Here is a 24,866-nt window from a genome sequence, read left to right on the forward strand (position 1 = left end):
TCTACTGCGGTACAAGGATAGTTGACACCGCTACACCGACTTAAGTGCAGGACATTTTGATGAACGCATCACCGACCGGCAGCGATGCCCAGGCCTTGATTGCCCGACTGGACTGGAGACGCAGCCCGCTGGGCGCCGCCAGTACCTGGCCGCAGAGCCTGCGAACCGCCGTGGATATCGTGATTCATTCGCCGATGCCCATGCTGTTGCTGTGGGGGCCGCAGCTCACGCAGATCTACAACGACGGCTTCGCCCTGCTGGCCGGCAGCAAGCATCCACATGCTTTCGGACAGCCGACACACCTGATCTGGCCTGAGTTAAAAGACTTTACCGACCCCATTTACAGCGCCGTCCTACAAGGGCAGGTGCGGACCTACAGCGAACAGCGCTTCACCTTGCAGCGTGATGGCCATGATTCCGACTTCTGGCTGGACCTGACCTACAGTCCCATCCGCGATGAACGCGCCCAGGTCGCCGGGATTCTGGTCACGGCCATCGAAACCAACGAACGCCGACGTATCGCCCTCGAGCTCGAACAGCGTTCGGCCGCCAGCCTCAAGGCCCAGCACGAAACCGAGGAGCGTCTGCAACTGGCCCTCGCCGCCACTGACGCCGTCGGCACCTGGGACTGGGACATAAACGAAGACCGCTTCATTGCCGATACCCACTTCGCCCAATTACACGGCATCGACCCGCTGCTCGCCAATCAGTTGCCCATCAGCGCCTACCTTCAGGGGGTGCACCCGGAAGACCGCGCCATGGTCGCCCGCAGCATCAAGCACTCCATCACCCACGGCACCGAGTATGCCGAGGAATATCGCCTGCTGCAGGCCAACGGTCAGCTGCGCTGGGTATTTGCCCGGGGTCGTTGCTACAAGGACCACCATGGCCGGCCGATCCGCTTCCTCGGCGCCGCCCTGGACCTGACCGAACGAAAACACACAGAACAAGCCTTGCGGCAAAGTCAGACCGAGCTGCAACTGATCATCAACGCCATGCCGATCCTGATCAGCTACGTGGACCGCGAGGAACGCTTTCGCCTGAACAATGCGGCCTACCTCGACTGGTACGGGCTGACACCTCAGGAGCTCTTTGGCAAAACCATCCGTGAAGTACTGGGTGAAGAAGCTTACGCCTTGCGCGCCGAGCACATCGCCCAGGCGCTGTCCGGCAAGCCTTGTTGTTTCAGCATCAGCACCCCGCACCGTGACGGCAGCGTCCGCCATGCCCTGATGAACTACTTGCCGCGCCACGGCGCGGATGGTGCGGTCAATGGTTTCTACATCTTTGTGATTGACGAAACCGAGCGCAAACAGACCGAAGAAGCCCTGCGCAACCTCAACGAAACGCTCGAAGAAAGAGTCGCCGCCCGCACCCAACAACTGGCCGAAGCCAACCAGCGACTGCAGAACGAGATGTTTGAACGCGAGCGCGCCGAAGAGGCGTTGCGGCATGCGCAGAAGATGGAAGCGCTCGGCCAGCTCACCGGCGGCATCGCCCATGACTTCAACAATATGCTCACCGGGATCATCGGCAGCCTCGATTTGATGCAGCGCTACATCGCCGACGGGCGCGCCGCCGAGGTGAGCCGTTTCACCGAGGCGGCAGTGTCCTCGGCCAACCGCGCCGCCGCCCTGACCCATCGCCTGCTGGCGTTTTCCCGACGTCAGTCACTGGACCGCAAACCGCTGAACGCCAATGATCTGATCCATTCCCTGGAAGATCTGCTCAGCCGGACCAAAGGCGACCACATCGAGCTCAAACTGCAACTGGCCGATGACGTCTGGCCCGTCAGCACCGACGTCAGCCAGCTGGAAAATGCCCTGCTCAATCTGGTGATCAACGCCCGGGACGCCATGCCCGATGGCGGCGAGTTGCGGATCGAAACTGCCAACGTTTATCTCGACAGCAGTGACATCAACACTCTGGAACCGGTCAAGGCCGGGGATTACCTGATGATTGCCGTCAGCGACAACGGTAGCGGCATGACACCGTCAGTGCTGGCCAAGGCCTTCGACCCGTTCTTCACCACCAAACCCATCGGCCAGGGCACCGGTCTTGGGCTGTCGATGATCTATGGTTTTGCCCAGCAGTCGGGTGGGCATGTCAGCCTGTTCAGCTTGCCGGGCCAGGGCACCAGCGTCCGCCTGTATCTGCCGCGGCTGCACGCCGCAGAGCCCGAAAACATCCTGATGCCGGTCACCAGCGAGGCACCGGCCGCGATTGCCGGTGAAACCGTGGTGTTGGTGGAGGACGACCCGGCGGTGCGCATGCTGGTGCTCGACCTGCTCAACGAGCTGGGTTATCACGCCCATGAAGCCAAAGACGCGAAGACCGCCCTGCCCCTGCTGGAATCCGACCTGCGGGTCGATTTGCTGGTCACCGATGTAGGGCTGCCAGGGATGAACGGTCGGCAACTGGCGGAGATTGCGCGCCAGCATCGCCCCGAGCTCAAAGTGCTGTTCATGACCGGTTACGCGGAAAAAGCCGCCGAGCGCCAAGGCTTTCTGGAGGAAGGCATGGACATGGTGGCCAAGCCCTTTTCCATTGACCTGTTGGCCAACAAGATTCGCGAGATGATCGGTCAACCGGACTGAGTTAAGGCATAATCGCGCGCCCCGCTGCCACCGCCGTTGCAAGGTACTGCCCATGAAAGCTCAAGCCCGCCATATTCTGGTGAAAACCTCGGAAGAAGCCGAACAGCTCAAACAACGCATCGCCAAGGGCGAAGCCTTCGATGTGCTGGCCAAGAAGTATTCCACCTGCCCGTCCGGCAAGCGCGGCGGCGACCTGGGTGAAGTGCGGCCCGGGCAGATGGTCGGGGTTATCGATGCCGTGATTTTCAAAAAACCGCTGCGCGTGGTGCACGGGCCGATCAAGAGCAAGTTCGGGTATCACCTGGTGCAGGTGTTTTACCGGGATTGATCGATCGTATTTCAGTTTCGGGGGATCAATGCCCCCGGCACCTGAATCACCCGACTCGCCAACCGATGCCCCGCTTCAGCAGCCTCTACCGGGCTGCCTCCTTTCAGGCGACTGGCCAAATACGCCGCGCTAAATGAATCCCCCGCCGCCGTGGTGTCCACCACCCGCTCGACCACCTGCGCCGGCACTTCAAACGACTCGCCATCACAACGAATCAGACACGCCTCGGCGCCACGCTTGAGTACCACTTCAGGCGTGCCAATCTGTTCGTAAGCGGCAAACACCGCCTCGCAATCGGAAAAATGAAACAGCGCCTGCTCGTCGTCGACGGTCAGCAACGCGAGGTCGACATAGGGCAGAACGCTGCGATAGGCCGCCCGTGCGTCCTCGATCGACGCCCACAAACGTGGCCGGTAGTTGTTGTCGAACACGATCCGCGCGTCCCGCTGCCGGGCTTCGATCAGGGTTTCCAGTAACTTCTCCCGACCTTGCACACCCAGTACCGCCAGGGTGATCCCGCTGAAATACAGCACATCGTAATCCGGCAGAGCCGCCAGAATCGGCGCGGCGGCCGGGGTGGTGAAACAATCACGGACCGCCGCCTCGTTGCGCCAGTAGAGAAAACGCCGCTCACCAGCGGCGTCAGTCTGGATGCAATACAAGCCGGGCAATCGGCCGGGCAAGCGCTGGACCATTCCGAGCCCGATGTTTTCATCGGCCCAGCTCTGGCACATGGCATCGCTGAAACTGTCGTCGCCCAGGGCGGTGACGTAATCCACCGTGCCGCCCTCCCCCAACTCCCGGGACAGGTAGACCGCCGTGTTCAAGGTATCGCCGCCGAAACTCTGTTGCAGACTGCCGTCGGCGCGTTGCTGCAACTCGATCATGCACTCGCCGATCAGGGCGATGCGCGGGGTGTTGGGCCCGAGGGTGCTGATGGTGTTCATTAATTGAATTCTCATGGTGACCCGCTCACGACTGCTGCGCAGCCGGACGTAGCCTGCGGCAACTGCTACAAGTGCGTGGCGAACCCGCTTTATGTAGCAGCTGGCGAAGCCTGCGTTCGAGCGCGAAGCGGTCGCAAAACGGCCGGACGCGAATCAAGCCTTAGAAACAGGTTTCCATGGTCTCGATGACATTCAGTTGCTCATCCACCAGACACCCGATCCGCCACTTGTCGAACGTCAGGCACGGGTGCGAAGTACCAAAGGAAATAATGTCCCCCACCCGCAACTCAACCCCCGGCGCCACGGTCATGAACGCATGCTGGTCCATCACTGCCGTCACCTTGCAGGCGCTGACGTCGTCGCCCGTCGCCGGCACCACGCCCGCCTTGTAACGCAACAGCGGCACCGGCAACCCGGCGTCGTAGGCCACGTCGCGTTTACCCAGGGCGATCACCGCAAAGCCCGGTTCCGGCAACGACTGCACGTGAGCCCAGACTTCCAGCGCCGGGCGCAGGCCTTCGTGCAGGTCGCTGCGGCGGTCGAGCACGCAGCATTGCGCTTCTTTGTAGATGCCGTGATCGTGGGCCACGTAGCTGCCGGGACGCAGCACGCTGAGGAAACGCCCGCTGGCGTTCTGCGCTTCGAAGGATTCAGCGATCAGGTCATACCAGGACGAACCCGATGCAGTGATGATCGGCTTGGGAATGGCGAACGCGCCGCTGTCCTGCAATTGCACGGCCAGGCGCACCAAAGAATCAGCGAACGCACGGATGCCGCTCACCGCGTGATCACCGTGAATCACCCCTTCGTAACCTTCGATCCCGGTCAGCGCCAGGGCCGGTTGTGCAGCTATGGCCTTGGCCAGCGCGACCACTTCGTCTTCCGTACGGCAACCGCAACGACCACCGACCACGCCGTACTCGATCATCACGTTCAAGCGCACACCGCGGGAGGCAAAATACGCTCCGAGGTCAGCGACGTTGTCCGGGTGATCGACCATGCAATGGAAGTCAAAAGCCGGATCGGCCAGCAGATCGGCGATCAACGCCATGTTCGGCGTACCGACCAATTGGTTGGCCATCAGCACCCGATGCACGCCATGGGCGTAAGCCGCGCGGGTTTGCGTGGCGCTGGCCAGGGTGATGCCCCAGGCACCGGCGTCCAGTTGGCGGCGAAACAGTGCCGGGGTCATGCTGGTTTTGCCGTGGGGGGCGAGTTCGGCACCGCTGTTGCTGACAAAGGTCTGCATCCAGCGAATGTTGTGTTCCAGCGCTTCGCGGTGCAGCACCAGCGCAGGCAGGCTGACGTCGCGCACCAGATTGGCGCCTGTGTGGGCAAAGCCCTTTTCCACGGTGGCAGTATTTTTGGCAGAAAACATGGTCGAACTCCTCACATTCGCGGCCGCAGGCAGCCGCTGTTATTCGTTGATGCGACGGGCCAGGCTGTTGGCGCTGTCAATCAGCACCCGGCGGTAGTCGTTGTAATTGTTCTTGGCATCGACCCGTGGGGCGACGATACACAGGGTCGCAATGGCCACGCCGTTCGGGTCTTTCACCGGGGCGGCGAAGCAATGGGTAAAGGTGTCGGCAACGCTATCGAAAGAGAAGAAGCCATCGATATCGGCCTGACGGATTTCACCGAGAAACTGTTCAAGCGGCAGGCGTTCACCGTTGGGCAGGATGAAGTCGTCGTGGTCGATCAGGTCGACGATTTCCTGGTCACTCAAGTGCGCCAGCAGCAGGCGCCCCGAAGCGGTCCAGGGAATCGGCGCGTTCTCGCCGATGTCCGAGGAAATGCGGAAATGCCGCTCGCCCTCTTTCATCAAGGCCACGGTATATTTTCGTCCGTTGAGCAGGCACATCTGCGCGGTTTCGCGGGTCTGGCTGACGATCTCCTGCAAGGCATGGTCGGCTTCGCGGGTCAGATCAAAATGGCGTAAATGCGCCTGCCCGAGGAAGTACAGCTGACGGCCGAGGTAGACGTGACCGTCCTTGCCCACGGCCTCCAGAATCCGTCGCTCCAGCAAGGAGGCAACCAATTCGTAGACCGTGGATTTCGGGCTGCCGATGCCGCTGGCGATTTCGTTCGGGCGCAGGGGCTTGCCGACTTCCTTGAGGAAATCGAGGATATCGAACGCCCGGTCCAGACCGCGAGCCCGGCGCTTGATGGTGTCTTCGGTCATTGCTTCAGGTTCCCATTCAAAGTGGCCGGGAGTTTACCGCCAATGATCGTTCCCACGCGCTGCGTGGGAACGATCTATAGCCTCAGGTCTTTTTCTTGTACGCGACGCAGTCAATCTCGACCTTGCAATCGACCATCATGTTCGCCTGCACACAGGCCCGGGCCGGGGCGTGTTCGCTTTTGAAGTATTCGGAAAACACCTTGTTGAAACTCCAGAAATCCCGCGGGTCTTCCAGCCACACACCGGTGCGCACCACATCTTCGAGGCCATAACCAGCCTCTTCGAGAATCGCGATCAGGTTCTTCATGGTCTGGTGAGTCTGTTCGACGATGCCACCCACAATGATTTCGCCATCCAGCGCCGGTACTTGCCCGGACACGTGCAGCCAGCCATCGGCCTCAACGGCACGGGCGAAAGGACGGGGCTGGCCGCCACCGGCGGTGCTGCCGGTGCCGTAACGAGTAATGCTCATGAATAATTCTCCTGATTGAAAAGTGGATATTTAAAAACGCGTGTTCTTGAGAAATTCCGCCAGTCGTGGCGATTGCGGGCGTTCGAACAGTTCCTTGGGGGGCCCCTGCTCTTCAATTCGCCCCTGATTCATGAAGACGATCTTGTCCGAGACCTCGAAGGCGAAGCGCATTTCGTGGGTCACCAGCAGCATGGTCATGCCGTCCTCGGCCAGGCCCTTGATCACGCTCAACACCTCGCCGACCAGTTCCGGATCGAGGGCCGAAGTGACTTCGTCGAACAGCATCAGGCTCGGGTTCATCGCAATCGCCCGGGCAATCGCCACGCGCTGCTGCTGACCACCGGACAACTGACCGGGGAAGTGATCGCGACGTTCCAGCAAGCCGACCCGCTCCAGCCATTTTTCCGCCAGGGCCACCGCTTCATCCTTGTGCAGCTTTTTGACCTTGAGCAAACCGAGGGTGACGTTCTGCAACGCCGTGAGGTGCGGAAACAGGTTGAACTGCTGGAACGCCATGCCGGTCATGGCCCGATGCCGGGAGATGACTTTTTCCGGGTGCCGCACGCGTTTGCCGTTGACCTCGTCATAACCGATGGACTCGCCATCGAGCATGATCTGCCCGCCCTGAAACTCTTCGAGCATGTTCACGCAACGCAGCAGCGTGGTCTTGCCCGAACCGCTGGAACCGATCAGCGTCACGACGTTGCCGCGCTGCATGGTCAGGTCGACGCCCTTGAGCACTTCGAGCTGGCCGTACTTTTTGTGCAACCCGCGAATGTCCAGCAGGGGCTGACTGTTTTGAGCATCTTTTGCGTTAGAGAGCGAAGATTGAGTCATGGCAAGGCCACCCGCTTTTCAATGTGCCGGCCGAGTAATTCGATGGCGTAGTTGATGACGAAAAACAGAAATCCGGCGAACAGGTAAAACTCGAGGGTCATGAAGGTCCGGGCGATGATCTGCTGCGTACTGAGCAACAATTCAGCCACACCGATCACCGACAACAGCGTCGAAGCCTTGACGATCTCGGTGGACGAGTTGACCCAGGTCGGCAAGATCTGCCGCAACGCCTGAGGCAACAGGACGTAACCGAGTGCTTGATAAAACGTCAGGCCAATGGCCTTGCTCGCTTCCATCTGACCACTGGGCAGTGCTTGCAATGCGCCGCGCACAATCTCGGCGACGTGGGAGCCGCAAAACAGCGTCAGCCCCAACGCACCAGCCTGAAAGGCACTGATCTGCCAGCCCAGCGCGGGTGCCATATAGAAGCAGGCGAGCACCAATACAAACACCGGCGTGCCGCGAATGATGTCGACGTAAAACCGAAACGGCGCACGCATCCAGAAACTGCCGTACGTCAGCACCAGACCGGCGACGATGCCGACCATCGTGCCCAACAGAATCGCCAGCGCCGAGACCTGCACACTGGTCAAAAAGCCTTGCCACAAAACTTCCCGGGCAATCCATAACTCATGCAACCAACTGGGGGATTCGTACATGTGGGCCTCCTATCGGCGAATCGCCAGGCGCTGCTCGAGGTAACGCAGCATCATGGCAATGAGGTAACAGGCCGCCACATAGAGCGCTGTGGTCACCAGCCAGGTTTCAATCACCCGGTAGCTCTCGACATTGATCTTGCGCGCGTAATAGGTCAGCTCCGGCACGGCAATCGCCGCGGCCAGCGAGGTGTCCTTGAACAGCGAGATGAAATTGTTCGACAGGGCCGGCAGCACATTGCGCAGCATCACCGGCACGGTGACATACGCCTTGACCTGCCACTCGCCCAGACCGATTGCCAACCCCGCTTCGCGCTGGCCTTTGGGAATGCTCAACAGCCCGCCGCGGAACACTTCGGTCAGATACGCCCCGGCATACAGCGACAGCGTGATGATGAACGACGGGATCTTGTCCAGACGAATGCCCAGACTGGGTAAGGCGAAGTAGATCAACAGAATCAACACCAGAATCGGCGTGTTGCGGATCACCGTCACATACACCGACGCCAGCACCCGCAACGCGCGGTGCTTTGACAGCAAAGCAAACGCCATCATCAGGCCGATCACGCAACCGATGGCGATCGACACCAGCGCCAGCTCGAGGCCCAGACCGAGCCCCGCCAGCAAGGTGTCGAAATCGCGCCACACGGCGGCAAAATTCAACTGATAGTTCATGGTCAGCGGTACCTTGAACGGGGCGATTTATGACCGCCCCGCTCTCACGGGATCATTTGAATTCGACGGGAAAACCGATGGCTGGAGTTGGGAGATCGACACCGAACCACTGCTTGAAGGAGGCCGCGTAGGTCGGGAACTCCACGCCGGTCATGGCTTCATGCAGGGTGGTGTTGACGAAGTTCAGCCAGTCCTGATCGCCGCGTTTGACGGCGCAAGCGTAGGTTTGCGGGCTCCAGGCGTAGGCCGGGCTGCGATAGCGCCCCTGGTTCTGCACCATCAGGTATTTCACCGACGACTGATCAGTGGCCGCGGCGTCGGCGCGACCGGAGTTCACCGCCTGATACATCAGATCAACGCTGTCATACTGATCGACCTTCGCCTTGGGCAACGCTTGATGCACCAGCTCTTCGGCGTACACGTTCTGCAGCACCGCCACGGTCACGCCGTCACCCGCGGCTTTCAGATCCTCGATTTCCTTGTACTTGCTGTTGGCCGGCAACAGCAGGCCGACACCTTCGCGGTAGTACGGCAGCGTGAACGCCACTTGCTGCGCACGACTGGCGGTGACGGTAATGAACTGGCAACTCATGTCGACCTTGTCGGTCAGCAGGTTGGGAATCCGCGCATCGGACGACTGCACCACGAACTCGACCTTGCTTGGGTCGTTGAACAACCCCTTGGCCACCATCCGCGCGATATCGATATCAAAACCCTGCAACTTGCCATCCGCTCCCTGGAAGTGCCACGGCGCATTGGTACTGCCCGTGCCCACAATCAGTTTCCCGCGGGCCAGCACGCTATCGAGCTTGCTGTCCGCTGCCTGGGCCACGCCCATAGCAGCAGCCGAAGCCGCGAGAACAAAAACACACGCTTTAAACAAGGAAGGTCGGCGATGCATGGCAAGCACTCCAGGGTGATGTTATTCCGTTATACCGGATGTTGGTGTGTAACAACGGAATAGACAGCAGAAAGTGTGCCACAGGATGTGGACGGAATGTTGGGGAGATTGAAAAGTGTTTTGAATCAAATGGATGGAGGAAATACAAGACCGGACGTTACGAAATGCACAGGTCAACGACCGCTACCGTTGACTACAAAATGCGGGTACCAGATTCACAGTTGGAGTTTTGGTGGGCTAATTCGGTGCGGCGCTGCGTTAGACAAGGCAGCCGGAAAGTAAATTTAACAAGGCCAATCAGCGATCGGCTGCATCCTTGTAAACATCGCCCCTCTCTCTTTTCCCCACTGCTATTACGGTCACTACCAGCACATCATCGAGCACGCGATATACCATTCGATATCCGGCGCTACGCAGCTTGATCTTGTACGCATTTCCAAGCCCGCTGAGTCGGTCAGCGGGAACGTGCGGGTTTACAAGACGCTCCTGAAGTTTCCTTTTGAACTGGTCCTTCAGATTTACTCCGAGCTTTTTCCATTCTTTCCAGGCTTTTTCTGAAAACTCCAGCTCATAGGTCATCAATCGAAACCTTTATGGTTGGATCGTTTTCCCGCTCTTTACAAAGGGCAAGTAACTCCAAGTCATCCAGGCGATTCATCATGGCTTCGTACTCTTTTGCGGGAACACAATAGAAAGCCGGCTCATTGCGGTTAAGGATCGCAACAGACAGGCCACCGCCGGCAGCGACCGTTCCCATCGGATTTTTTTTCAATTCAGAAATGCTGGCCACCACCTGCGAAAGCACGATATGTGTCATGAAGTTATTCCTTAGGGTGCTTTTAGAAGTGCTAAAAATAGCACCCCGAAGCGTATCTGCCTCTATCCTTTTGTCATAAAGAAGGCGCTCAGAACTTGCCGCTTTTTGCCCTTCGATTCGCGGATTGATCTTGTGCTCCAGGTTCGTACTCATCTATTCGGACACTCCTTTCCCACAGTCCATGACTGTCTCCATTGAAGAATGAACAAAAGTATCACGCCACACGCTTCCAGCTTTCCGTGTGTCCTGTCGGGTTGGTCCTGTAACACGGTAAGGAGTGTCCAAGTCTACGTAGGAAAACCTACCTGTTATTTCTGACAGTAGACCCATCCCTGCGCCTTCCTTTACCGTCGACGGACCGTCAATGGCCGTTGTGAAAAAGGAGATTTCAATGAGCTCGACAAACACCCATGCAGCGCTAGCCCCGGTCTACCAAAAGGCCCTGAAAACCTGGCGGCCGGTGATCCTGTATTTCGGCAATGAACACTGCCCGGCCTGTGATTGGGCGGAACCGGTCTTTCGCCAGGTTGCCGAGCGATACCGTCATCATGCGAACATCTATGTGTTGAACACCTCCGAATCCCCCCGCCACCCGGACGTCACCGGCACACCCACTGTGCTGTTTTACAAGGAGGGGAAGTTGCTGAAAAAGCTCAAGGGAATCGGCACCGAGCAAACTCTGCAGGAAAACTTCGCCAGGCACATTGGCAAGGTGAAACCGGCAACGGTGAAGCGCAAACCGGTTCACGATCTGGCGTGGTTGCGCCAGACCCTGCGAAGGTTGCGCACTGTGCCTCGCGCAACCCGGCAGTTGAATCGGCGGGTTGGCGGTTAATCCGTGTCATTTCCAGTGTTTGAAAGATCGCTTTCGCGAGCAGGCTCGCTCCCACAGATGACCGTGACTGTTTGGGTAACTCGGTCAATTGTGGGAGCGAGCCTGCTCGCGAAGCTTTTGCGCTTAGCGATTCTTGACCTGTTCGATATACCTGGCGACCGCCGCGGATTTTTCGAATCGCCGATAGATCAACGACAACCAGGAACTCGCCTCATACCTATTGATCGGCCGGTACAAGACACCCGGCAGACTGACATGCCCGACCACCGATTCTGGCACCACCGCCAAGCCCTGCCCCAACGACACCAACGCAATGACCGCCACCAACCCACCCGGTTGCGCGCCCAGTTTCGGCGCAAATCCGCCTTCGGCGGCGACTTGCAAGGTGCCGCTGATTTGCTCCGGCAGGATGAACGTCTCGTTCTGCAAGTTTTCCGGGGCAATCTCTGGCAGACGGCATAACCAGGACTCGGCCGACAGCGCCAACACAAAACCTTCTGCATCCAGGCGAATGGCATCCAGGCCTTCGGGCAAGGTCATGGGTGAGCGGACATAGCCAATATCGAAACGCCCCTCGACCACCATCACCGGCAATGACGCCATGGGACTTTCCCGTACGTTGAGGCTGACGTCAGGACACTCGCGGCTGAAGGCTTGTACCTGTTTCTGCAGCAAGCCCGAATACACTGCCGAAGCCACGTAACCCAGTTCGATATGGCCAATATCCCCGCGCCCGGCACGCTGAGCGTTGTATTGCGCGTATTCGAATTGCCGCACGGTCGCCTCGGCCTCGATCACCAGCGCGGCGCCGGCCTCGGTCAGGCTGACTTCACGTGTCTGGCGCACGAACAATCGCGTGCCGAGTTCGTTCTCCATGTCCTGGATCTGTCGAGTCAAGGTCGGCGGAGCGATACCGAGTTGTTCGGCGGCGCGGGTGAAGTTGCCTTGCCGGGCAACGGCGAGGAAATAGCGAAAGTGGCGAATATCCATCGATGCGTTAGCTCAAAGGTAATGAAGTGACAAGGCGTACCTAACAAGGAAAGTAGCAACCGGCGATAAGCTGCACTGACTTTTACAGTAGAGAAACGCTGCCATGCCCGTCAAACCCAAGGTGAACCCGCGACTGACATTACTCACAGCCTCAGGCGTTTGCTCGCTGATCGTTCTCGACACCAACATTGTCGCCGTCACCCTGCCTACGATCGCCCGCGACCTGGGTGCAAACTTTGCCGACATCGAATGGGTAGTCAGCGCTTACATGTTGGCCTTCGCCGCCCTTTTGTTGCCGGCTGGCAGCATCGCCGACCGCTTTGGTCGGCAGAAAACCCTGCTCTGCGGGTTGGCCATTTTCATCCTCGCGTCCATCGGTTGCGGTGCCGCGCCCAATGCGCTGTTCCTCGACATCGCCCGGGCGATCAAGGGTGTCGGCGCCGCCTTGCTGCTGACCTCGGCCCTCGCCTCCATCGGCCACACCTTTCACGATGAAGTGGAACGGGCCAAGGCCTGGGCGTTCTGGGGCGCGTGCATGGGGGTGGCGATGACCGCCGCGCCGACGGTCGGCGGGCTGATCACCGAATACCTGGGCTGGCGCTGGATTTTCTACCTTAACCTGCCCGTCGGTTTGTTCCTGATGGTGATGGTCTGGCGCGCCGTGCCGGAGTCCCGCGACACTCAGTCCGCCCGCCTCGATCCCTGGGGCAGCCTGGCGTTCAGTGCGAGTTTGCTGTGCCTGATCTGGGGCCTGATCGAGGCGAACCGGATCGGCTGGAGCAACCCGCTGACCTACGCCCGGCTGATCGGTGGCGCTCTGTTGCTGGGGCTGTTCGTGGTGATTGAACGGATGCAGCGGCGGCCGATGGTCGACCTGCAACTGTTCAAGCATCCACGCTTCATCGGCGCGCTCTTGGGCATGTTTGCCTACGCCGGTTGCGCCCAGGTGATGATGACCCTGCTGCCGTTCTACCTGCAAAACGGCCTGGGTTTCTCGGCCATCGCTTCAGGCCTGGGGATGTTGCCGTTTGCCCTGACGATGCTGATTTGCCCGCGCATCGGCGTACGTCTGGCGAGTCGATTTGCCCCCGCCACATTGATGGCCGCCGGTTTGACCCTGGTCGGCAGCGGCAACCTGCTCAGTGCCTGGGCGGTCAGCAGCGGCGGTTACCTGCCCTTCGCCCTGGCGATTGCCGTGACGGGCGCCGGTGCCGGACTGCTCAACGGTGATACGCAAAAGAACATCATGGCTTGCGTGCCACGGGAGCGCACCGGCATGGCCTCAGGCATGAGCACCACCATGCGTTTCAGCGCCATCGTGCTGGCCATCGGCGTGTTCGGCGCGTTGCTGTCCAGTCATACCGAGCTGTTGTTGCGCACCAGTCTGTCGGAGCATGGCACGCAATGGCTCGATCAAACACAGAGCATTGCTTCACGGGTGGTGGCCGGCGATATGACGGCGGCGATGGGCCTGTTGCCGGAAACCGCGCGCACCGTGGTCGAGCCGTTGGCCCGCCAAGCCTTCGTCGGCGGCTTCAGTCTGTTGTTGTGGGTCGCGGGATTGTTGGCATTGCTGGGTGCGCTGGTGGTGGGCACGCTGATGCGCAATCCGATCCCTGCCCCCTCGACTGCAACCCTCGGCGCTAAGGCTTGAACCTCGCCAATACCCGCTGGGCATTCGCTTCGCAACCCATGCGCTCGGGCCGCGACTGAATGTTGTCGATCACCTCCAACAGCTGCGCCTTGCTGTGCGCCAAGTGCAGCTGCATCTCTTCGATCTGTTCGACTTTGCGCGTAAGCCCCGCCAGCAATTCGTCCTGCTTGAACTCACCGGTCGCGCTGTCCGGCAACAACTGCTTCAACTCTTCCAGGCTGAACCCGGCCTGCTGGGCGCAAAGGATGATTTTCAGGGTTTGCAACGCTTGGTCGGGGTAATGCCGGTAACCGTTGGCCCGGCGTTCCACCTGCCGAATCAAACCCTGAGCCTCGTAAAACCGAATGCGCGACGCGTTCAACCCGCTTAACTGCGCCAATTCACCAATCTTCATCTAGGCCTCATTTGCCTGCTTGACATTAAAGTTAACTTTAAGCTTAGCCTCTACTCATCACTGATGAGGAGTCAAGCATGTCGCCCTTCCAAGCATTGAATTTGCCCAACGGCCAGACCATCGGCAACCGCATCGCCAAAGCCGCGATGGAAGAGAACCTCGCTGACAGCGAACAGGCACCCGCAGAGGCCTTGTTCCGGCTGTATCAGGCGTGGGCCGAAGGCGAAACCGGCCTGTTGCTGACCGGCAACGTAATGATCGACCGCCGCGCCATGACCGGCCCCGGTGGTGTGGTACTGGAAGATGAGCGGCACCTTGAACGCTTTCGCCAATGGGCCAGCATCGGTCGGGCCGGTGGCGCGCAGTTCTGGATGCAGCTCAATCATCCTGGCCGTCAGACCATGGCCAACCTCGGCCAGCAAGCGCTGGCGCCTTCGGCGGTGGCACTGGACCTGGGCGCGTTCTCGAAGATGTTTGCCGAACCCAAACCCATGAGCGAGCGCGACATCGAAGAGGTCATCCAACGTTTCGCCACCAGCGCCGCCCTGGCGGAAAAGGCCGGTTTCACCGGGGTGCAGATTCATGCCGCGCACGGTTATCTGATCAGCCAGTTCCTCTCGCCCTTGACCAACCGCCGAACCGACCGCTGGGGCGGTTCTCTGGAAAATCGCGCGCGCTTGTTGCTGGCGGTAGTCAGCGCCGTGCGCAAGACCGTGTCGCCGACATTTTGCGTGGCGGTGAAGCTCAACTCCGCGGATTTCCAGCGCGGCGGTTTCGACGCGGACGATGCCCGGCAAGTCATCCAGTGGCTAAACGATCAACCGATCGATCTGCTGGAACTCTCCGGCGGCAGCTACGAAGCCCCTGCCATGCAAGGCGAGGCCCGGGATGGTCGGACCCTGGCGCGTGAAGCGTACTTTCTGGAGATGGCCGGAGAATTGGCCAGTGTGGCGAACATGCCGGTGATGGTGACGGGCGGGATTCGACGCCTGGCGATCGTCGAACAGGTGCTCGACAGCGGCATCGCCATGGCCGGGATCGGCACGGCGCTGGCGCTGGAACCTCAACTGGTCAAACGCTGGCGCGAAGGTCAGAACAGTCACCCGCAACTGCCGCCGATTCGCTGGAAGCGCAAACCCCTGGCGGCACTGGCGAGCATGGCCGTCGTGAAATTCCAGCTCAATCGCCTGAGCCGTGGGCGCAAGACCCGTCCCGATGTTTCGGCGCTATGGGCGTTGATTCTCGATCGCGTGTACATCGTCCGGCGTACTCGTCAGTACCGGCAGGCGATGAACAGGTCATAGCGCTTATCGCCCCGAGAAGCGCACTCTCGACAGCATCCGCAAATCCCCCGCGCGATAGTAATCATCGGTCCAGCTGTCATCCGCCGCCAACGGATGGACCTGCTTGAGCGCGAGTTTCCTGGCGAAGTAGCGAAAGCGGTAATGCTCGTAGAACCGCAGCAGTTCCAGACCATAACGGTCTGCCAGATCGGTATCACCGCGAATGATCAGGTAGTTCTCGTCATTGCCATTGCTGGCCGCGGCACTGAGGTTGTGGCTGCCGCTGATGATCGTCGGCGCATCGCTGGTGAAGTCCGTCACCACGGCTTTGGTGTGCACCAACAGGTTGCCCTTCTGGCCTTTCATATTCTCTCGCAGCCAGCCTTCCAGCCCGGTGTTGAGCAGCGCGGTGGCGGCGAATTCGGCGGTGCGGTCGGCGTGGAAACCGGTGATGCGGCTGGCGGTGTTTTGCAGGCCGTAACGCAAAATGTCGTCGTGGGGCTGGCCGAGCAAGGCGTTCAGGATGTCGTCGGGCAAGGCGAACGCGGTGACGAACAGCACGTCTTTTTTCGCCGCGTTGATGATCTCGACGAACGCTTGCAGATCCCCTTTGCCCGAGCGCGGAGAGAAACCGGCGAACATCGGCTGCAGCGAATCCATCGGATTGTTTTGGGTGATCCAGTTTCGGGTGGCGCCGACATCCGCCGGGTTTGCCCAGACCTGCTCGAAGGTGTGCAGATAGCTGGCGCTGACGCGTGCGTCGTCCAGCACATGCACCACGTTGGCCTGGCGGTAAACGCCGTTGGGCGTGAAATTGGTGCTGCCGCAAAGCACCGATTCGGGCTGACGCTGCCCCGCTGCGTCGAGCCGGCTCAGCACCATGAATTTGTTGTGGAAGATATTGTGGGTGACCCGCCCGCGCTTGTTCTCTGCCGGGATTTTTTCCAGGCTGGCCTCGTTCATGGTGGTGTCTTCATCGCCCGGTTGAGCGTGATACAGGACTCGAACGTTTACCCCACGCTCGAACGCGGCATTGACCGCATCGACAATGGCCTGCAATTCATACTCGTAGATGGCAATGTCCAGCGCCCACTGGCCATCCGCCGCACGCTCGATAAACCCCAGCAAACGCCCGAGCAAACCGTTTTCCAGCCATTGCCGCGGGACATCCGGCCAGGCTTCGATGGGCAGGTTCTTGTTGGCGCTGATCATCGCGTCGAGTTCGGGAAACTTGCGCTGGAACGCCTGGCTGGCAGCCACCGCGCGATTGAAGATCACACTTTGGTTATTCGGCTGACCATTGTCGGAGGTGACCGTCACTTCCAGGAATTCACCCAGTTGCGGCGCATCAACGCTGCCGTAGGCCAGGTGGATTCGGTAATGGATCGTCATCCCCGGATTGACCGCGTAATCGGCCCAGCGAAATTTCTGCAACGGTGCGATGTCGCTGGGGGTGGCGTGAAACTGGGGAAAGGTATGCACCTTGCCGGGGAAGGTCAGGCTGTTGAACAGGAACAGCCAGGGCTTAGGGCCTTGCTGTTTTTCGATGGCGAAACCCAAGAGGCCTTTGCGGCGGTGTTCGGCCAGGTCCATGGCCAACAGCACGCCATTGGTGCCGGCGTAGGCCTTGACGCGAAAATCATCCTGATGGTTGACGGCTAGAACGCGCATGACTCACTCCTGTGATCTTTCCGGTTCACTCCATATCATCGATATGCCGATACTCGGCCTGCAACTCGGTAGCCATCACCTTAGCCCGCCCAAGTCGAATCGGCCCGCGCTCGATGTCAATCAACAGCCCTGGACAATCAAGCGCCGGCAACATCGACCAGTCCTTCAATCGGCCATCGGTCACCAGCAACAAGCGCTGATGCTCCGCCGGAAAACGCTTCTGCCTGACCGTCAGCCAGCGCCCTGCCTCACCCAGCGCCGCCAGCAACGGCGTACCACCGCCGGCTCCCAGGCCATCAAGCCAGTTGCGTAAACCGGCGGAGGCTTTCAACCCTTGCACTTGCCATTTCGGCACATGACCACTGGCGGTGAGCAACGCCAGGCGCGCGCGTTGGCGATAGGCATCGTCGAACAGTTGCGCGAGCAAGCCCTTGGCATCGCTCAACGCCTGATGGCGACGAGTCGAAGCCGAGGCGTCGACGATCACCAGCCACAGTTCGTGGGGCGAACGGGTGCGCAGGTGAAACAAGACATCGTCGCGTTGACGCGGGCGGCCGTTCAGCAATGTGCCCGGCCAGTTGATCGAGCCGCTGCGTGCTGCGTGACGTTTACCCTGTTTACCATTGTCCAGTCGTCCGGCGCGGGGTCTGGCATTCGCCCCCGCGTCAGATCGAGGGCGAATGCCTAGGGCTTTTTTGGCCAGCTCGGCACTTCACGGCGTGCGCCGACCGGGAGCGCCTGGGCGGGCATTTCACCCCATTGGCCCTGGCCTTCGCTCGGGTTGGAATGCTGGGTAGAAGGCGGCTGACTTTGTTGCGGCGCCGGTGGCGATGGCTCACGGCGGCGATGGCGCAAGGCAAACTCGGCGACCGCGTCGATATCTTCCTCGGCGATAGCGCCCGCCCCACGCCACGCTGCATGGGCACGCGCCGCGCGCAACCAGACCAGGTCAGCGCGCAAGCCGTCGACGCCGGCGGCAAAGCAGCGCTCGGTAATCTGCGCCAGCGCATGATCGTCGAGCGGAATGCTTGCCAGCGCGCTGCGCGCGTTCTGGCAACGTTCGCGCAGCGACTGCTGTTGGCTTTCCCATTCGGCGCAGAAGCGCTGGGGATCGCTGTCGAAATCCAGCCGTCGCCGGATGATCTGCCCGCGCTCGGTTGGTGCTGTGTGACCACTGAGGGCGACGTTCAGGCCAAAGCGGTCGAGCAATTGCGGACGCAGCTCACCCTCTTCCGGGTTCATGGTGCCGATCAGCACGAACTTCGCCGAATGCCGATGGGAAATGCCATCACGCTCGATCAGGTTAGTGCCGCTGGCGGCCACATCCAGCAGCAGGTCCACCAGGTGATCGGGCAGCAGGTTGACTTCATCGACGTAGAGCACGCCGCCGTCGGCCTTGGCCAGTACGCCGGGGGAAAACTGTGCGCGGCCCTCGCTCAGGGCGGCGTCCAGGTCGAGCGTGCCGACCAGCCGTTCTTCGGTGGCGCCGAGCGGCAAGGTGACAAATTGGCCGCTGGCGAGCAAGTCGGCCAGGCCTCGGGCCAGCGTTGACTTGGCCATGCCGCGGGGGCCTTCGATGAGAACGCCGCCGATTTTCGGGTCGATGGCGGTCAGGTACAGGGCGAGTTTCAGATCGTCAGCGCCGACCACGGCGGACAGCGGGAAATGCGGGGTGTCGGTCATGTCGGGTTTCTCATCATGGTCGGTGATTGATCGTTCCCACGCTCCGCGTGGGAATGCCTCAACGGACGCTCCGCGTTCGGCTCTGGATGGGACGCGGAGCGTCCCGGGCTGCATTCCCACGCGGAGCGTGGGAACGATCAGCTACGGTCAGCTACCCGTCTTCTTCTATATCCAGCAACAAATTCTCCAGCGCCTCCCGATACTCGCCCGGCTCCTTCCACATCCCTCGCTGCTGCGCTTCCAGCATCCGCTCGGTCATGTCGCGCAACGCATGCGGATTATGCTCACGAACAAAATCCCGGGTCGCCGGATCCAGCAAATACGCATCCGCCAGCAACGCATACTGGTGATCGTCGATCAGCTGCGTAGTGGCATCGAACGCAAACAGATTATCGACCGTCGCCGCCAGTTCAAACGCGCCTTTATAGCCGTGGCGCTTCACGCCGTCGATCCACTTCGGATTGGCTGCCCGGGAGCGAATCACCCGGTTCAGCTCTTCCTTCAACGTGCGGATCTTCGGCAAGTCCGGCTGGCTGTGATCGCCATGGTAACTGGCTGCCGCTTCACCGCTGAGGCTTTCCACCGCCGCGAGCATGCCGCCCTGGAACTGGTAATAGTCGTTGGAATCGAGCAAGTCGTGCTCACGGTTGTCCTGGTTTTGCAGCACAGCCTGAACCTGGCTCAGGCGCTGGGCGAACTGCTCTCGCGCTGCGGTGCCTTCGTCAGAACCGCCGTAAGCGTAGCCGCCCCAGTTCAGATAAACCTCGGCCAGGTCGTCGCGGCTTTGCCACAGGCGACCATCAATGGCGCCCTGCACGCCCGCGCCGTAAGCACCGGGTTTGGCACCAAAGATGCGCCAACCGGCCTGACGCTTGGCCGAGTCTTCATCCAGCCCCGATTGCATCAACGCTTCGCGCTCGGCACGCACTTTGGCGGCCAAGGGGTTGAGGTCGTCCGGCTCGTCGAGGGCGGCGACCGCTTGCACGGCGGCGTCGAACAGGCGGATCAGATTGGCAAAGGCATCGCGGAAGAATCCGGAGACGCGCAACGTCACGTCCACGCGCGGACGGTCCAACAGACTCAGCGGCAGAATTTCGAAGTCATCGACCCGCTGACTGCCCGTGGCCCAGACCGGGCGCACGCCCATCAGCGCCATGGCCTGAGCGATGTCGTCGCCGCCGGTACGCATGGTCGCGGTGCCCCACACCGACAGGCCGAGCTGACGCAGGTGATCGCCGTGGTCCTGCAGGTGTCGTTCAAGAATCAGGTTGGCCGACTGGAAACCGATACGCCACGCGGTGGTGGTCGGCAGGTTACGCACGTCCACCGAGTAGAAGTTGCGCCCGGTTGGCAGCACGTCGAGCCGTCCGCGACTCGGCGCACCGCTCGGGCCGGCCGGCACGAAGCGGCCGCTGAGGGCGTCGAGCAGACCGCGCATTTCCGCCGGGCCGCAGGCGTCCAGACGCGGGGCGACGACTTCACGCAGGCTGTCGACGATGGCTTTCACCTCTGACCAGCCGGGCTCGCTCAGTTGCTCAACCTCAGTGATCAAGGCTTGCTCGATCAGTTGCCCGGCAAACAGTTCCAGACGTTCGCGGGTATCACCTGCTGTGCGCCAGACTTCATCGGTGAGGGTTTGCAGTTCAATCGGACGCGGCCCGATCCAAGGCTCGGCAAGCGCACAATCCAGTGGATCGAAGCCCAACGTGAACGCCTTGGCCAAGGCCCGCAGCAGACTCGATTGCGCACCACGCCCATCGCCACGCGGAATGCGCAGCAACGCCAACAACGTATCGATACGCAAACGCCCGGTCGGCGACTCGCCAAACACATGCAGACCGTCGCGGATCTGCGACTCTTTCAAGTCGCACAAATAGGTGTCCAGACGCGGCAACCAGATCGCCGCATCGGCATCACTGTCGAGCTTTTCGTCCAGTTGCAGTTCGCGGTCGATGTGCGTATCGCGCACCAGTTGCAGGATGTCGCGCTGCAATTCCCGGGCGCGGCGCGGATCGAGCAATTGCGCTTCGTAATACTCGTCGGCGAGTAATTCGAGGTTGCGCAACGGGCCGTAAGTTTCGGCGCGGGTCAGCGGCGGCATCAGGTGATCGATAATCACCGCCTGCGTACGGCGCTTGGCCTGGGCGCCCTCGCCCGGATCGTTGACGATAAATGGATAGATGTTCGGCAGCGGACCGAGCAGCGCATCCGGCCAGCAATGCTCCGACAGCCCGACGCCTTTGCCCGGCAACCATTCAAGGTTGCCGTGCTTGCCGACGTGGATCACGCCGTGGGCGCCATAGGTGTTGCGCAACCAGAAGTAGAACGCCAGATAACCGTGAGGCGGCACCAGGTCCGGGTCGTGATACACCGCGCTCGGATCAACCTGATAACCCCGCGCCGGTTGGATGCCGACGAAGGTCAGGCCAAAGCGCAGCCCGGCGATCATCATTCGCCCGCCACGGAACATCGGATCGTTTTCGGGCGAGCCCCACCGCTCCAGCACGGCTTGGCGATTGGATTCGGGCAAGGCGTTGAACATCAGGTTGTAGTCATCCAGCGCGAGGCTTTGCATACACGGGCGCTGGTCGAGGGTGTCGAGGTCATTGCTGACGCCACCGAGCAATTGCTGGATCAACGCGGTGCCGCTATCAGGCAACTCGGCCGGCAGCGGATAACCTTCTTTATGCAGCGCACGCAGGATGTTCAGCGCCGCGGCCGGCGTGTCGAGGCCGACGCCGTTTCCAATACGCCCGTCGCGGGTCGGGTAGTTGGCGAGGATCAGAGCGATGCGTTTTTCAGCGCTGGGCACACGCGCCAGATCGATCCAGCGCCGCGCCAGTTCGGCGACAAAATCCATGCGCTCCGGTTGTGGTCGATAGCAGACCACATCGGATTGGCTGCGCTCGCTGCGCCAGGCCAGGTCTTTGAAGCTGATCGGTCGGCTGATGATCCGCCCGTCCAGTTCCGGCAATGCGATGTGCATCGCCAGATCGCGTGGACCGAGGCCCTGTTCGCTGGCGCGCCAACCGGGTTCGTTGTCCTGGGCACAGATCGCCTGGATCACCGGGATGTTGCGGCGAAACGGTCGCAGGTGCGGCGCTTCGGGGCTGGATTGCGCGAAACCGGTGGTGTTGAGAATCACGCGGGCTTCGACTTCCTCCAACAGGTCCTCGACCACCGTCAGGCAGCCGGGCTCTTTCAAACTCGCCACGGCAATCGGCAACGGATTCAACCCTGCCGCCTGCAAACGCTGGCAGAAAACATCGATGAAGCCTGTGTTGGCCGCTTGCAAATGCGAGCGGTAGAACAGCACCGCCGCGACCGGTTGATCGGCCTGCCAGTCGGCTTGCCAATCCTTCAGTTCAGCGGGGCTTTTTTGCGAGTGGTAGATCGCTGTGCGCGGCAGGGTTTGCGGATCGGCCCAGGCGTAGTCGCGGTCCAGCCAACGATTGGCGAGGCAGCGGAAGAAATCCAGGGCATTGCTCATGCCGCCTTGACGCAGAAATTGCCAGAGGCGGTCGCGGTCTTCCGCGCCCACCGTGCTTAGCTCGCTGAGTTCCGGGTCTGGGCGGTCATCGCCGGGGACCAGAATCAGCTGCACACCGCGCTCCGACAGTTGCACCAGTTGCTCGATGCCATAGCGCCAATAGGCGATGCCGCCGTGCAGCGAAATCAAAACGACCTTGGCGTGGCGCAGCACTTCGTCGACATACAGATCGACCGAGGCGTGATTCTGCACCTGCATCGGATTGGCCAGGCGCACGCTGGGGTAATCGTCGGGCAACTGCTGCGCGGCTTCGGCGAGCAGCGCGAGGCTGGAGTCGCCGCTGCACAGGATCACCAGCTCGGCGGGGGTTTGTCCAAGGTCGGCAATGTTGTCATCCGACACGAAACCGCCGGGCTGGGTCCTGAGCAGGTGCATGGCTTAAACGCTGAGCGCAGCGCGCAATTGCGCTTCAAGCAGAGTGGCGTCCAGCTCCTGACCAATCAGCACCAAACGCGTGGTGCGCGCTTCGTCGGCGCCCCACTGACGGTCGAAATGCTTGTCAAAACGCGTGCCCACGCCCTGGATCAGCAGGCGCATCGGTTTGTTCGGGATCGCCGCAAAACCTTTGACGCGCAGGATGCCGTGCTGGACCACCAGTTGGGTCAGCGCGTCCAGCAGCAGGCTTTCGTCGGCTTGCGGCAGTTCGATGGAGATGGAGTCGAAGGCATCGTGGTCGTGATCGTCTTCGCCTTCATGGTGGTGATCGTGATGGCTGTGACGGCTGTCGATGTGTTCTTCAGAACCGGCGCCAAGGCCGATCAGCACGTCCAGTGGCACACGACCGCTGCTGGCTTCGATGACTTTTACGGCAGGCGGCAGTTCTTCAGCGACTTCCAGGCGCACACGGGCAAGGTCTTCAGGGCTGATCAGGTCGGCCTTGTTGAGGATTACCAGGTCAGCGCTGGCCAGTTGGTCGGCGAACAGCTCGTGCAGTGGCGATTCGTGGTCCAGGTTCGGGTCGAGTTTGCGCTGGGCATCGACCTGGTCCGGGAAAGCCGCGAAGGTGCCGGCGGCGACCGCTGGGCTGTCGACCACGGTGATGACCGCGTCAACGGTGCAGGCGCTGCGGATTTCCGGCCACTGGAAGGCTTGCACCAGCGGTTTTGGCAGGGCCAGGCCCGAGGTTTCGATGAGGATGTGGTCGAGGTCGCCGCGACGGGCGACCAATTCGCGCATCACCGGGAAGAACTCTTCCTGAACGGTGCAGCACAGGCAGCCGTTGGCCAGCTCGTAGACGCGGCCGTTGGCTTCTTCTTCAGTGCAGCCGATGGAGCATTGCTTGAGGATTTCGCCGTCGATGCCCAGCTCGCCGAACTCGTTGACGATCACCGCAATGCGACGGCCCTGAGCGTTGTCGAGCATGTGCCGCAGCAAGGTGGTTTTGCCCGAGCCGAGGAAGCCGGTAACGATGGTGACGGGGAGTTTGGCCAGTGTTTTCATCGGATGCCCTTTGGCAAGGTGGCGGGCATACGGGACGACAATCGCTGCGACGGGCGCGCGCGGAAGAGTTCGCCACCGGATCACCCCGCCCGGTTGTAGTGAGAATCTGTGTCGAGGCAGGTCTCCTGGCTGACGGTGTGCCGGGCTTGTGGGCCTGGCATTCGCTGCGCCTTCCCGCGAACCCGTTGCACAGGGTTTGCAGTGGCGTGGCAGCGAACATCACCGTTCACAGTTGCGGGGGCAGCCGCGGCATCGACCGCGTTCCCTTCTTAGCTTCGGCAGACGCCGAAGAACCTCGAAAGCGCAAGGCTACGCATCGTCTGGGGGCGGGTCAATGTCTGAGGAGCAGCGCGACATCCAATTGAGAACCCATGCCAATTGACGCCCAACCCCCGCCCATGCTCTCCTACACGCCTTGTTACGGGTGCCCTTCACAGGGTGAAACGGGAAACCGGTGAATCATGTGCTTTACTCTAAAGTCATGTCAGTCCGGTGCTGCCCCCGCAACGGTAAGCGAGCGAAGCGTCAGATCCACTGTGCCAGCAGTTCGGCATGGGAAGGTGATGCTTGCAGGTCAAGGCGAAAGCCAGCGCCCCTCGTGAGCCCGGAGACCGGCCCGCAACACAAAGTGACCATTACGATCACTGAATAACAAACCCGCGGTGGGCGGGCGCTGTTTGAACCTCTGCGTGCCCGACTCGCAGGGGTCTTCCATGCGCTCTATTTCACCCGCTGACAGACCAGAGGGAAGCGCCATGTCGATCATCAGCAGTACCGACCACAGCACCGCCAGCACGACCACGACCTTGAGCCAGCGCCTGACCGTCGCCGTATGCGCGTCAATTCTGGGCGCGTGCCTGGTGTATTTCGCCGGTTTCTCGCACATCGAAGCGGTGCACAACGCCGCTCACGATACTCGCCACAGCTCTGCATTCCCGTGCCATTGAGACCTGC

At 60.8% G+C, this 24,866-nt stretch carries 23 protein-coding genes and 2 riboswitches; of the genes, 6 read left to right on the forward strand and 17 right to left on the reverse strand.

All coding sequences use genetic code 11. The features are described 5' to 3' along the window. Positions 1-59: 59 nt before the first annotated feature. Positions 60-2,597: a PAS domain-containing hybrid sensor histidine kinase/response regulator gene (locus ACMXYI_RS25240; protein WP_415769563.1), complete on the forward strand. Its 2,538-nt coding sequence runs from the start codon at positions 60-62 to the stop codon at positions 2,595-2,597. 52 nt (positions 2,598-2,649) lie between these two features. Beyond that, positions 2,650-2,925, forward strand: a complete 276-nt coding sequence (locus tag ACMXYI_RS25245; protein ID WP_007898282.1) for a peptidylprolyl isomerase — start codon at positions 2,650-2,652, stop codon at positions 2,923-2,925. Positions 2,926-2,936: 11 nt separating this feature from the next. Here ACMXYI_RS25245 and ACMXYI_RS25250 read toward each other — a convergent pair whose 3' ends face one another. The 10 genes from ACMXYI_RS25250 to ACMXYI_RS25295 all read right to left on the reverse strand — a co-directional run bounded on the left by ACMXYI_RS25250 (position 2,937) and on the right by ACMXYI_RS25295 (position 10,412). Beyond that, a complete protein-coding gene (locus ACMXYI_RS25250; protein WP_415773981.1) occupies positions 2,937-3,872 on the reverse strand; it encodes a sugar kinase in 936 nt (311 codons plus the stop codon). Between the two features lie 160 nt (positions 3,873-4,032). After that, a complete protein-coding gene (locus ACMXYI_RS25255) occupies positions 4,033-5,250 on the reverse strand; it encodes an amino acid deaminase (protein ID WP_415769564.1) in 1,218 nt (405 codons plus the stop codon). 39 nt (positions 5,251-5,289) lie between these two features. Beyond that, entirely contained in the window at positions 5,290-6,054 is a 765-nt protein-coding gene (locus ACMXYI_RS25260; protein WP_415769565.1) for an IclR family transcriptional regulator, read from the reverse strand. Positions 6,055-6,136: 82 nt separating this feature from the next. Beyond that, positions 6,137-6,526, reverse strand: a complete 390-nt coding sequence (locus tag ACMXYI_RS25265) for a RidA family protein (RefSeq protein WP_048392740.1) — start codon at positions 6,524-6,526, stop codon at positions 6,137-6,139. Positions 6,527-6,556: 30 nt separating this feature from the next. Continuing rightward, the gene (locus tag ACMXYI_RS25270; protein ID WP_415769566.1) at positions 6,557-7,363 is read right to left on the reverse strand and encodes an amino acid ABC transporter ATP-binding protein; all 807 of its coding nucleotides are present in this window, start codon (positions 7,361-7,363) and stop codon (positions 6,557-6,559) included. After that, positions 7,360-8,022, reverse strand: coding sequence for an amino acid ABC transporter permease (locus ACMXYI_RS25275; RefSeq protein WP_415769567.1), 663 nt, complete (start codon positions 8,020-8,022; stop codon positions 7,360-7,362). Before ACMXYI_RS25275 ends, ACMXYI_RS25270 begins: the two co-directional genes overlap by 4 nt. A 9-nt stretch (positions 8,023-8,031) precedes the next feature. After that, entirely contained in the window at positions 8,032-8,694 is a 663-nt protein-coding gene (locus ACMXYI_RS25280) for an amino acid ABC transporter permease (protein ID WP_008015908.1), read from the reverse strand. A gap of 52 nt (positions 8,695-8,746) precedes the next feature. Beyond that, positions 8,747-9,595: a transporter substrate-binding domain-containing protein gene (locus ACMXYI_RS25285; protein WP_415769568.1), complete on the reverse strand. Its 849-nt coding sequence runs from the start codon at positions 9,593-9,595 to the stop codon at positions 8,747-8,749. A 297-nt stretch (positions 9,596-9,892) separates the two neighbouring features. Further along, on the reverse strand, positions 9,893-10,174 hold the full coding sequence (locus ACMXYI_RS25290; protein ID WP_415769569.1) for a type II toxin-antitoxin system RelE family toxin: 282 nt from the start codon (positions 10,172-10,174) through the stop codon (positions 9,893-9,895). Further along, complete coding sequence (locus ACMXYI_RS25295) at positions 10,164-10,412, reverse strand: type II toxin-antitoxin system Phd/YefM family antitoxin (protein ID WP_095129765.1); 249 nt, start codon at positions 10,410-10,412, stop codon at positions 10,164-10,166. The genes ACMXYI_RS25290 and ACMXYI_RS25295 overlap by 11 nt, the downstream gene beginning before the upstream one ends. Before the next feature lie 391 nt (positions 10,413-10,803). On the opposite strand from ACMXYI_RS25295, the gene ACMXYI_RS25300 reads away from it, so the two are divergent. Beyond that, the gene (locus ACMXYI_RS25300; RefSeq protein ID WP_415769570.1) at positions 10,804-11,247 is read left to right on the forward strand and encodes a thioredoxin family protein; all 444 of its coding nucleotides are present in this window, start codon (positions 10,804-10,806) and stop codon (positions 11,245-11,247) included. Positions 11,248-11,370: 123 nt separating this feature from the next. Here ACMXYI_RS25300 and ACMXYI_RS25305 read toward each other — a convergent pair whose 3' ends face one another. After that, on the reverse strand, positions 11,371-12,237 hold the full coding sequence (locus ACMXYI_RS25305; RefSeq protein ID WP_415769571.1) for a LysR family transcriptional regulator: 867 nt from the start codon (positions 12,235-12,237) through the stop codon (positions 11,371-11,373). A 103-nt stretch (positions 12,238-12,340) separates the two neighbouring features. On the opposite strand from ACMXYI_RS25305, the gene ACMXYI_RS25310 reads away from it, so the two are divergent. Continuing rightward, positions 12,341-13,891 carry an MFS transporter gene (locus ACMXYI_RS25310; protein ID WP_415769572.1) on the forward strand — a complete coding sequence of 517 codons (1,551 nt, stop codon included), beginning with the start codon at positions 12,341-12,343 and terminating at the stop codon, positions 13,889-13,891. On the opposite strand, the gene ACMXYI_RS25315 is transcribed toward ACMXYI_RS25310, so the two are convergent. Next, entirely contained in the window at positions 13,881-14,285 is a 405-nt protein-coding gene (locus ACMXYI_RS25315; protein ID WP_415769573.1) for a MerR family transcriptional regulator, read from the reverse strand. The two genes, ACMXYI_RS25310 and ACMXYI_RS25315, sit on opposite strands and share 11 nt — an antisense overlap. 77 nt (positions 14,286-14,362) lie before the next feature. Between ACMXYI_RS25315 and ACMXYI_RS25320 the strand changes: the two genes are divergently transcribed. Next, positions 14,363-15,589, forward strand: a complete 1,227-nt coding sequence (locus ACMXYI_RS25320) for an NADH:flavin oxidoreductase/NADH oxidase family protein (protein ID WP_415769574.1) — start codon at positions 14,363-14,365, stop codon at positions 15,587-15,589. A gap of 3 nt (positions 15,590-15,592) precedes the next feature. On the opposite strand, the gene ACMXYI_RS25325 is transcribed toward ACMXYI_RS25320, so the two are convergent. The 5 genes from ACMXYI_RS25325 to cobW all read right to left on the reverse strand — a co-directional run bounded on the left by ACMXYI_RS25325 (position 15,593) and on the right by cobW (position 23,912). Next, on the reverse strand, positions 15,593-17,239 hold the full coding sequence (locus ACMXYI_RS25325; RefSeq protein ID WP_415769575.1) for a phospholipase D-like domain-containing protein: 1,647 nt from the start codon (positions 17,237-17,239) through the stop codon (positions 15,593-15,595). A gap of 25 nt (positions 17,240-17,264) precedes the next feature. Continuing rightward, on the reverse strand, positions 17,265-17,804 hold the full coding sequence (locus ACMXYI_RS25330) for a vWA domain-containing protein (protein WP_415769576.1): 540 nt from the start codon (positions 17,802-17,804) through the stop codon (positions 17,265-17,267). Positions 17,805-17,923: 119 nt separating this feature from the next. Then, positions 17,924-18,922: an ATP-binding protein gene (locus ACMXYI_RS25335; protein WP_415769577.1), complete on the reverse strand. Its 999-nt coding sequence runs from the start codon at positions 18,920-18,922 to the stop codon at positions 17,924-17,926. A gap of 151 nt (positions 18,923-19,073) precedes the next feature. Beyond that, a complete protein-coding gene (cobN, locus tag ACMXYI_RS25340) occupies positions 19,074-22,847 on the reverse strand; it encodes a cobaltochelatase subunit CobN (protein ID WP_415769578.1) in 3,774 nt (1,257 codons plus the stop codon). 3 nt (positions 22,848-22,850) lie between these two features. Beyond that, positions 22,851-23,912, reverse strand: a complete 1,062-nt coding sequence (gene cobW, locus ACMXYI_RS25345; RefSeq protein WP_046048481.1) for a cobalamin biosynthesis protein CobW — start codon at positions 23,910-23,912, stop codon at positions 22,851-22,853. A 98-nt stretch (positions 23,913-24,010) separates the two neighbouring features. After that, positions 24,011-24,225, reverse strand: a riboswitch (cobalamin riboswitch). 92 nt (positions 24,226-24,317) lie between these two features. After that, a riboswitch (cobalamin riboswitch) is annotated at positions 24,318-24,546 on the forward strand. Between the two features lie 121 nt (positions 24,547-24,667). Between cobW and ACMXYI_RS25350 the strand changes: the two genes are divergently transcribed. After that, the gene (locus ACMXYI_RS25350; RefSeq protein WP_415769579.1) at positions 24,668-24,859 is read left to right on the forward strand and encodes a CbtB domain-containing protein; all 192 of its coding nucleotides are present in this window, start codon (positions 24,668-24,670) and stop codon (positions 24,857-24,859) included. Positions 24,860-24,866: the final 7 nt, after the last annotated feature.

Origin of the sequence: Pseudomonas lyxosi, from assembly GCF_047758685.1 — a bacterium.
Taxonomy (GTDB): domain Bacteria; phylum Pseudomonadota; class Gammaproteobacteria; order Pseudomonadales; family Pseudomonadaceae; genus Aquipseudomonas; species Aquipseudomonas lyxosi.

Bases quoted from the DNA above. Each gene is read 5' to 3' on its own strand.
- ACMXYI_RS25240 (WP_415769563.1), top strand. From the start codon at position 60: ATGAACGCATCACCGACCGGCAGCGATGCCCAGGCCTTGATTGCCCGA.
- ACMXYI_RS25245 (WP_007898282.1), top strand. From the start codon at position 2,650: ATGAAAGCTCAAGCCCGCCATATTCTGGTGAAAACCTCGGAAGAAGCC.
- ACMXYI_RS25250 (WP_415773981.1), bottom strand. From the start codon at position 3,872: ATGAACACCATCAGCACCCTCGGGCCCAACACCCCGCGCATCGCCCTG.
- ACMXYI_RS25255 (WP_415769564.1), bottom strand. From the start codon at position 5,250: ATGTTTTCTGCCAAAAATACTGCCACCGTGGAAAAGGGCTTTGCCCAC.
- ACMXYI_RS25260 (WP_415769565.1), bottom strand. From the start codon at position 6,054: ATGACCGAAGACACCATCAAGCGCCGGGCTCGCGGTCTGGACCGGGCG.
- ACMXYI_RS25265 (WP_048392740.1), bottom strand. From the start codon at position 6,526: ATGAGCATTACTCGTTACGGCACCGGCAGCACCGCCGGTGGCGGCCAG.
- ACMXYI_RS25270 (WP_415769566.1), bottom strand. From the start codon at position 7,363: ATGACTCAATCTTCGCTCTCTAACGCAAAAGATGCTCAAAACAGTCAG.
- ACMXYI_RS25275 (WP_415769567.1), bottom strand. From the start codon at position 8,022: ATGTACGAATCCCCCAGTTGGTTGCATGAGTTATGGATTGCCCGGGAA.
- ACMXYI_RS25280 (WP_008015908.1), bottom strand. From the start codon at position 8,694: ATGAACTATCAGTTGAATTTTGCCGCCGTGTGGCGCGATTTCGACACC.
- ACMXYI_RS25285 (WP_415769568.1), bottom strand. From the start codon at position 9,595: ATGCATCGCCGACCTTCCTTGTTTAAAGCGTGTGTTTTTGTTCTCGCG.
- ACMXYI_RS25290 (WP_415769569.1), bottom strand. From the start codon at position 10,174: ATGACCTATGAGCTGGAGTTTTCAGAAAAAGCCTGGAAAGAATGGAAA.
- ACMXYI_RS25295 (WP_095129765.1), bottom strand. From the start codon at position 10,412: ATGACACATATCGTGCTTTCGCAGGTGGTGGCCAGCATTTCTGAATTG.
- ACMXYI_RS25300 (WP_415769570.1), top strand. From the start codon at position 10,804: ATGAGCTCGACAAACACCCATGCAGCGCTAGCCCCGGTCTACCAAAAG.
- ACMXYI_RS25305 (WP_415769571.1), bottom strand. From the start codon at position 12,237: ATGGATATTCGCCACTTTCGCTATTTCCTCGCCGTTGCCCGGCAAGGC.
- ACMXYI_RS25310 (WP_415769572.1), top strand. From the start codon at position 12,341: ATGCCCGTCAAACCCAAGGTGAACCCGCGACTGACATTACTCACAGCC.
- ACMXYI_RS25315 (WP_415769573.1), bottom strand. From the start codon at position 14,285: ATGAAGATTGGTGAATTGGCGCAGTTAAGCGGGTTGAACGCGTCGCGC.
- ACMXYI_RS25320 (WP_415769574.1), top strand. From the start codon at position 14,363: ATGTCGCCCTTCCAAGCATTGAATTTGCCCAACGGCCAGACCATCGGC.
- ACMXYI_RS25325 (WP_415769575.1), bottom strand. From the start codon at position 17,239: ATGCGCGTTCTAGCCGTCAACCATCAGGATGATTTTCGCGTCAAGGCC.
- ACMXYI_RS25335 (WP_415769577.1), bottom strand. From the start codon at position 18,922: ATGACCGACACCCCGCATTTCCCGCTGTCCGCCGTGGTCGGCGCTGAC.
- cobN (WP_415769578.1), bottom strand. From the start codon at position 22,847: ATGCACCTGCTCAGGACCCAGCCCGGCGGTTTCGTGTCGGATGACAAC.
- cobW (WP_046048481.1), bottom strand. From the start codon at position 23,912: ATGAAAACACTGGCCAAACTCCCCGTCACCATCGTTACCGGCTTCCTC.
- ACMXYI_RS25350 (WP_415769579.1), top strand. From the start codon at position 24,668: ATGTCGATCATCAGCAGTACCGACCACAGCACCGCCAGCACGACCACG.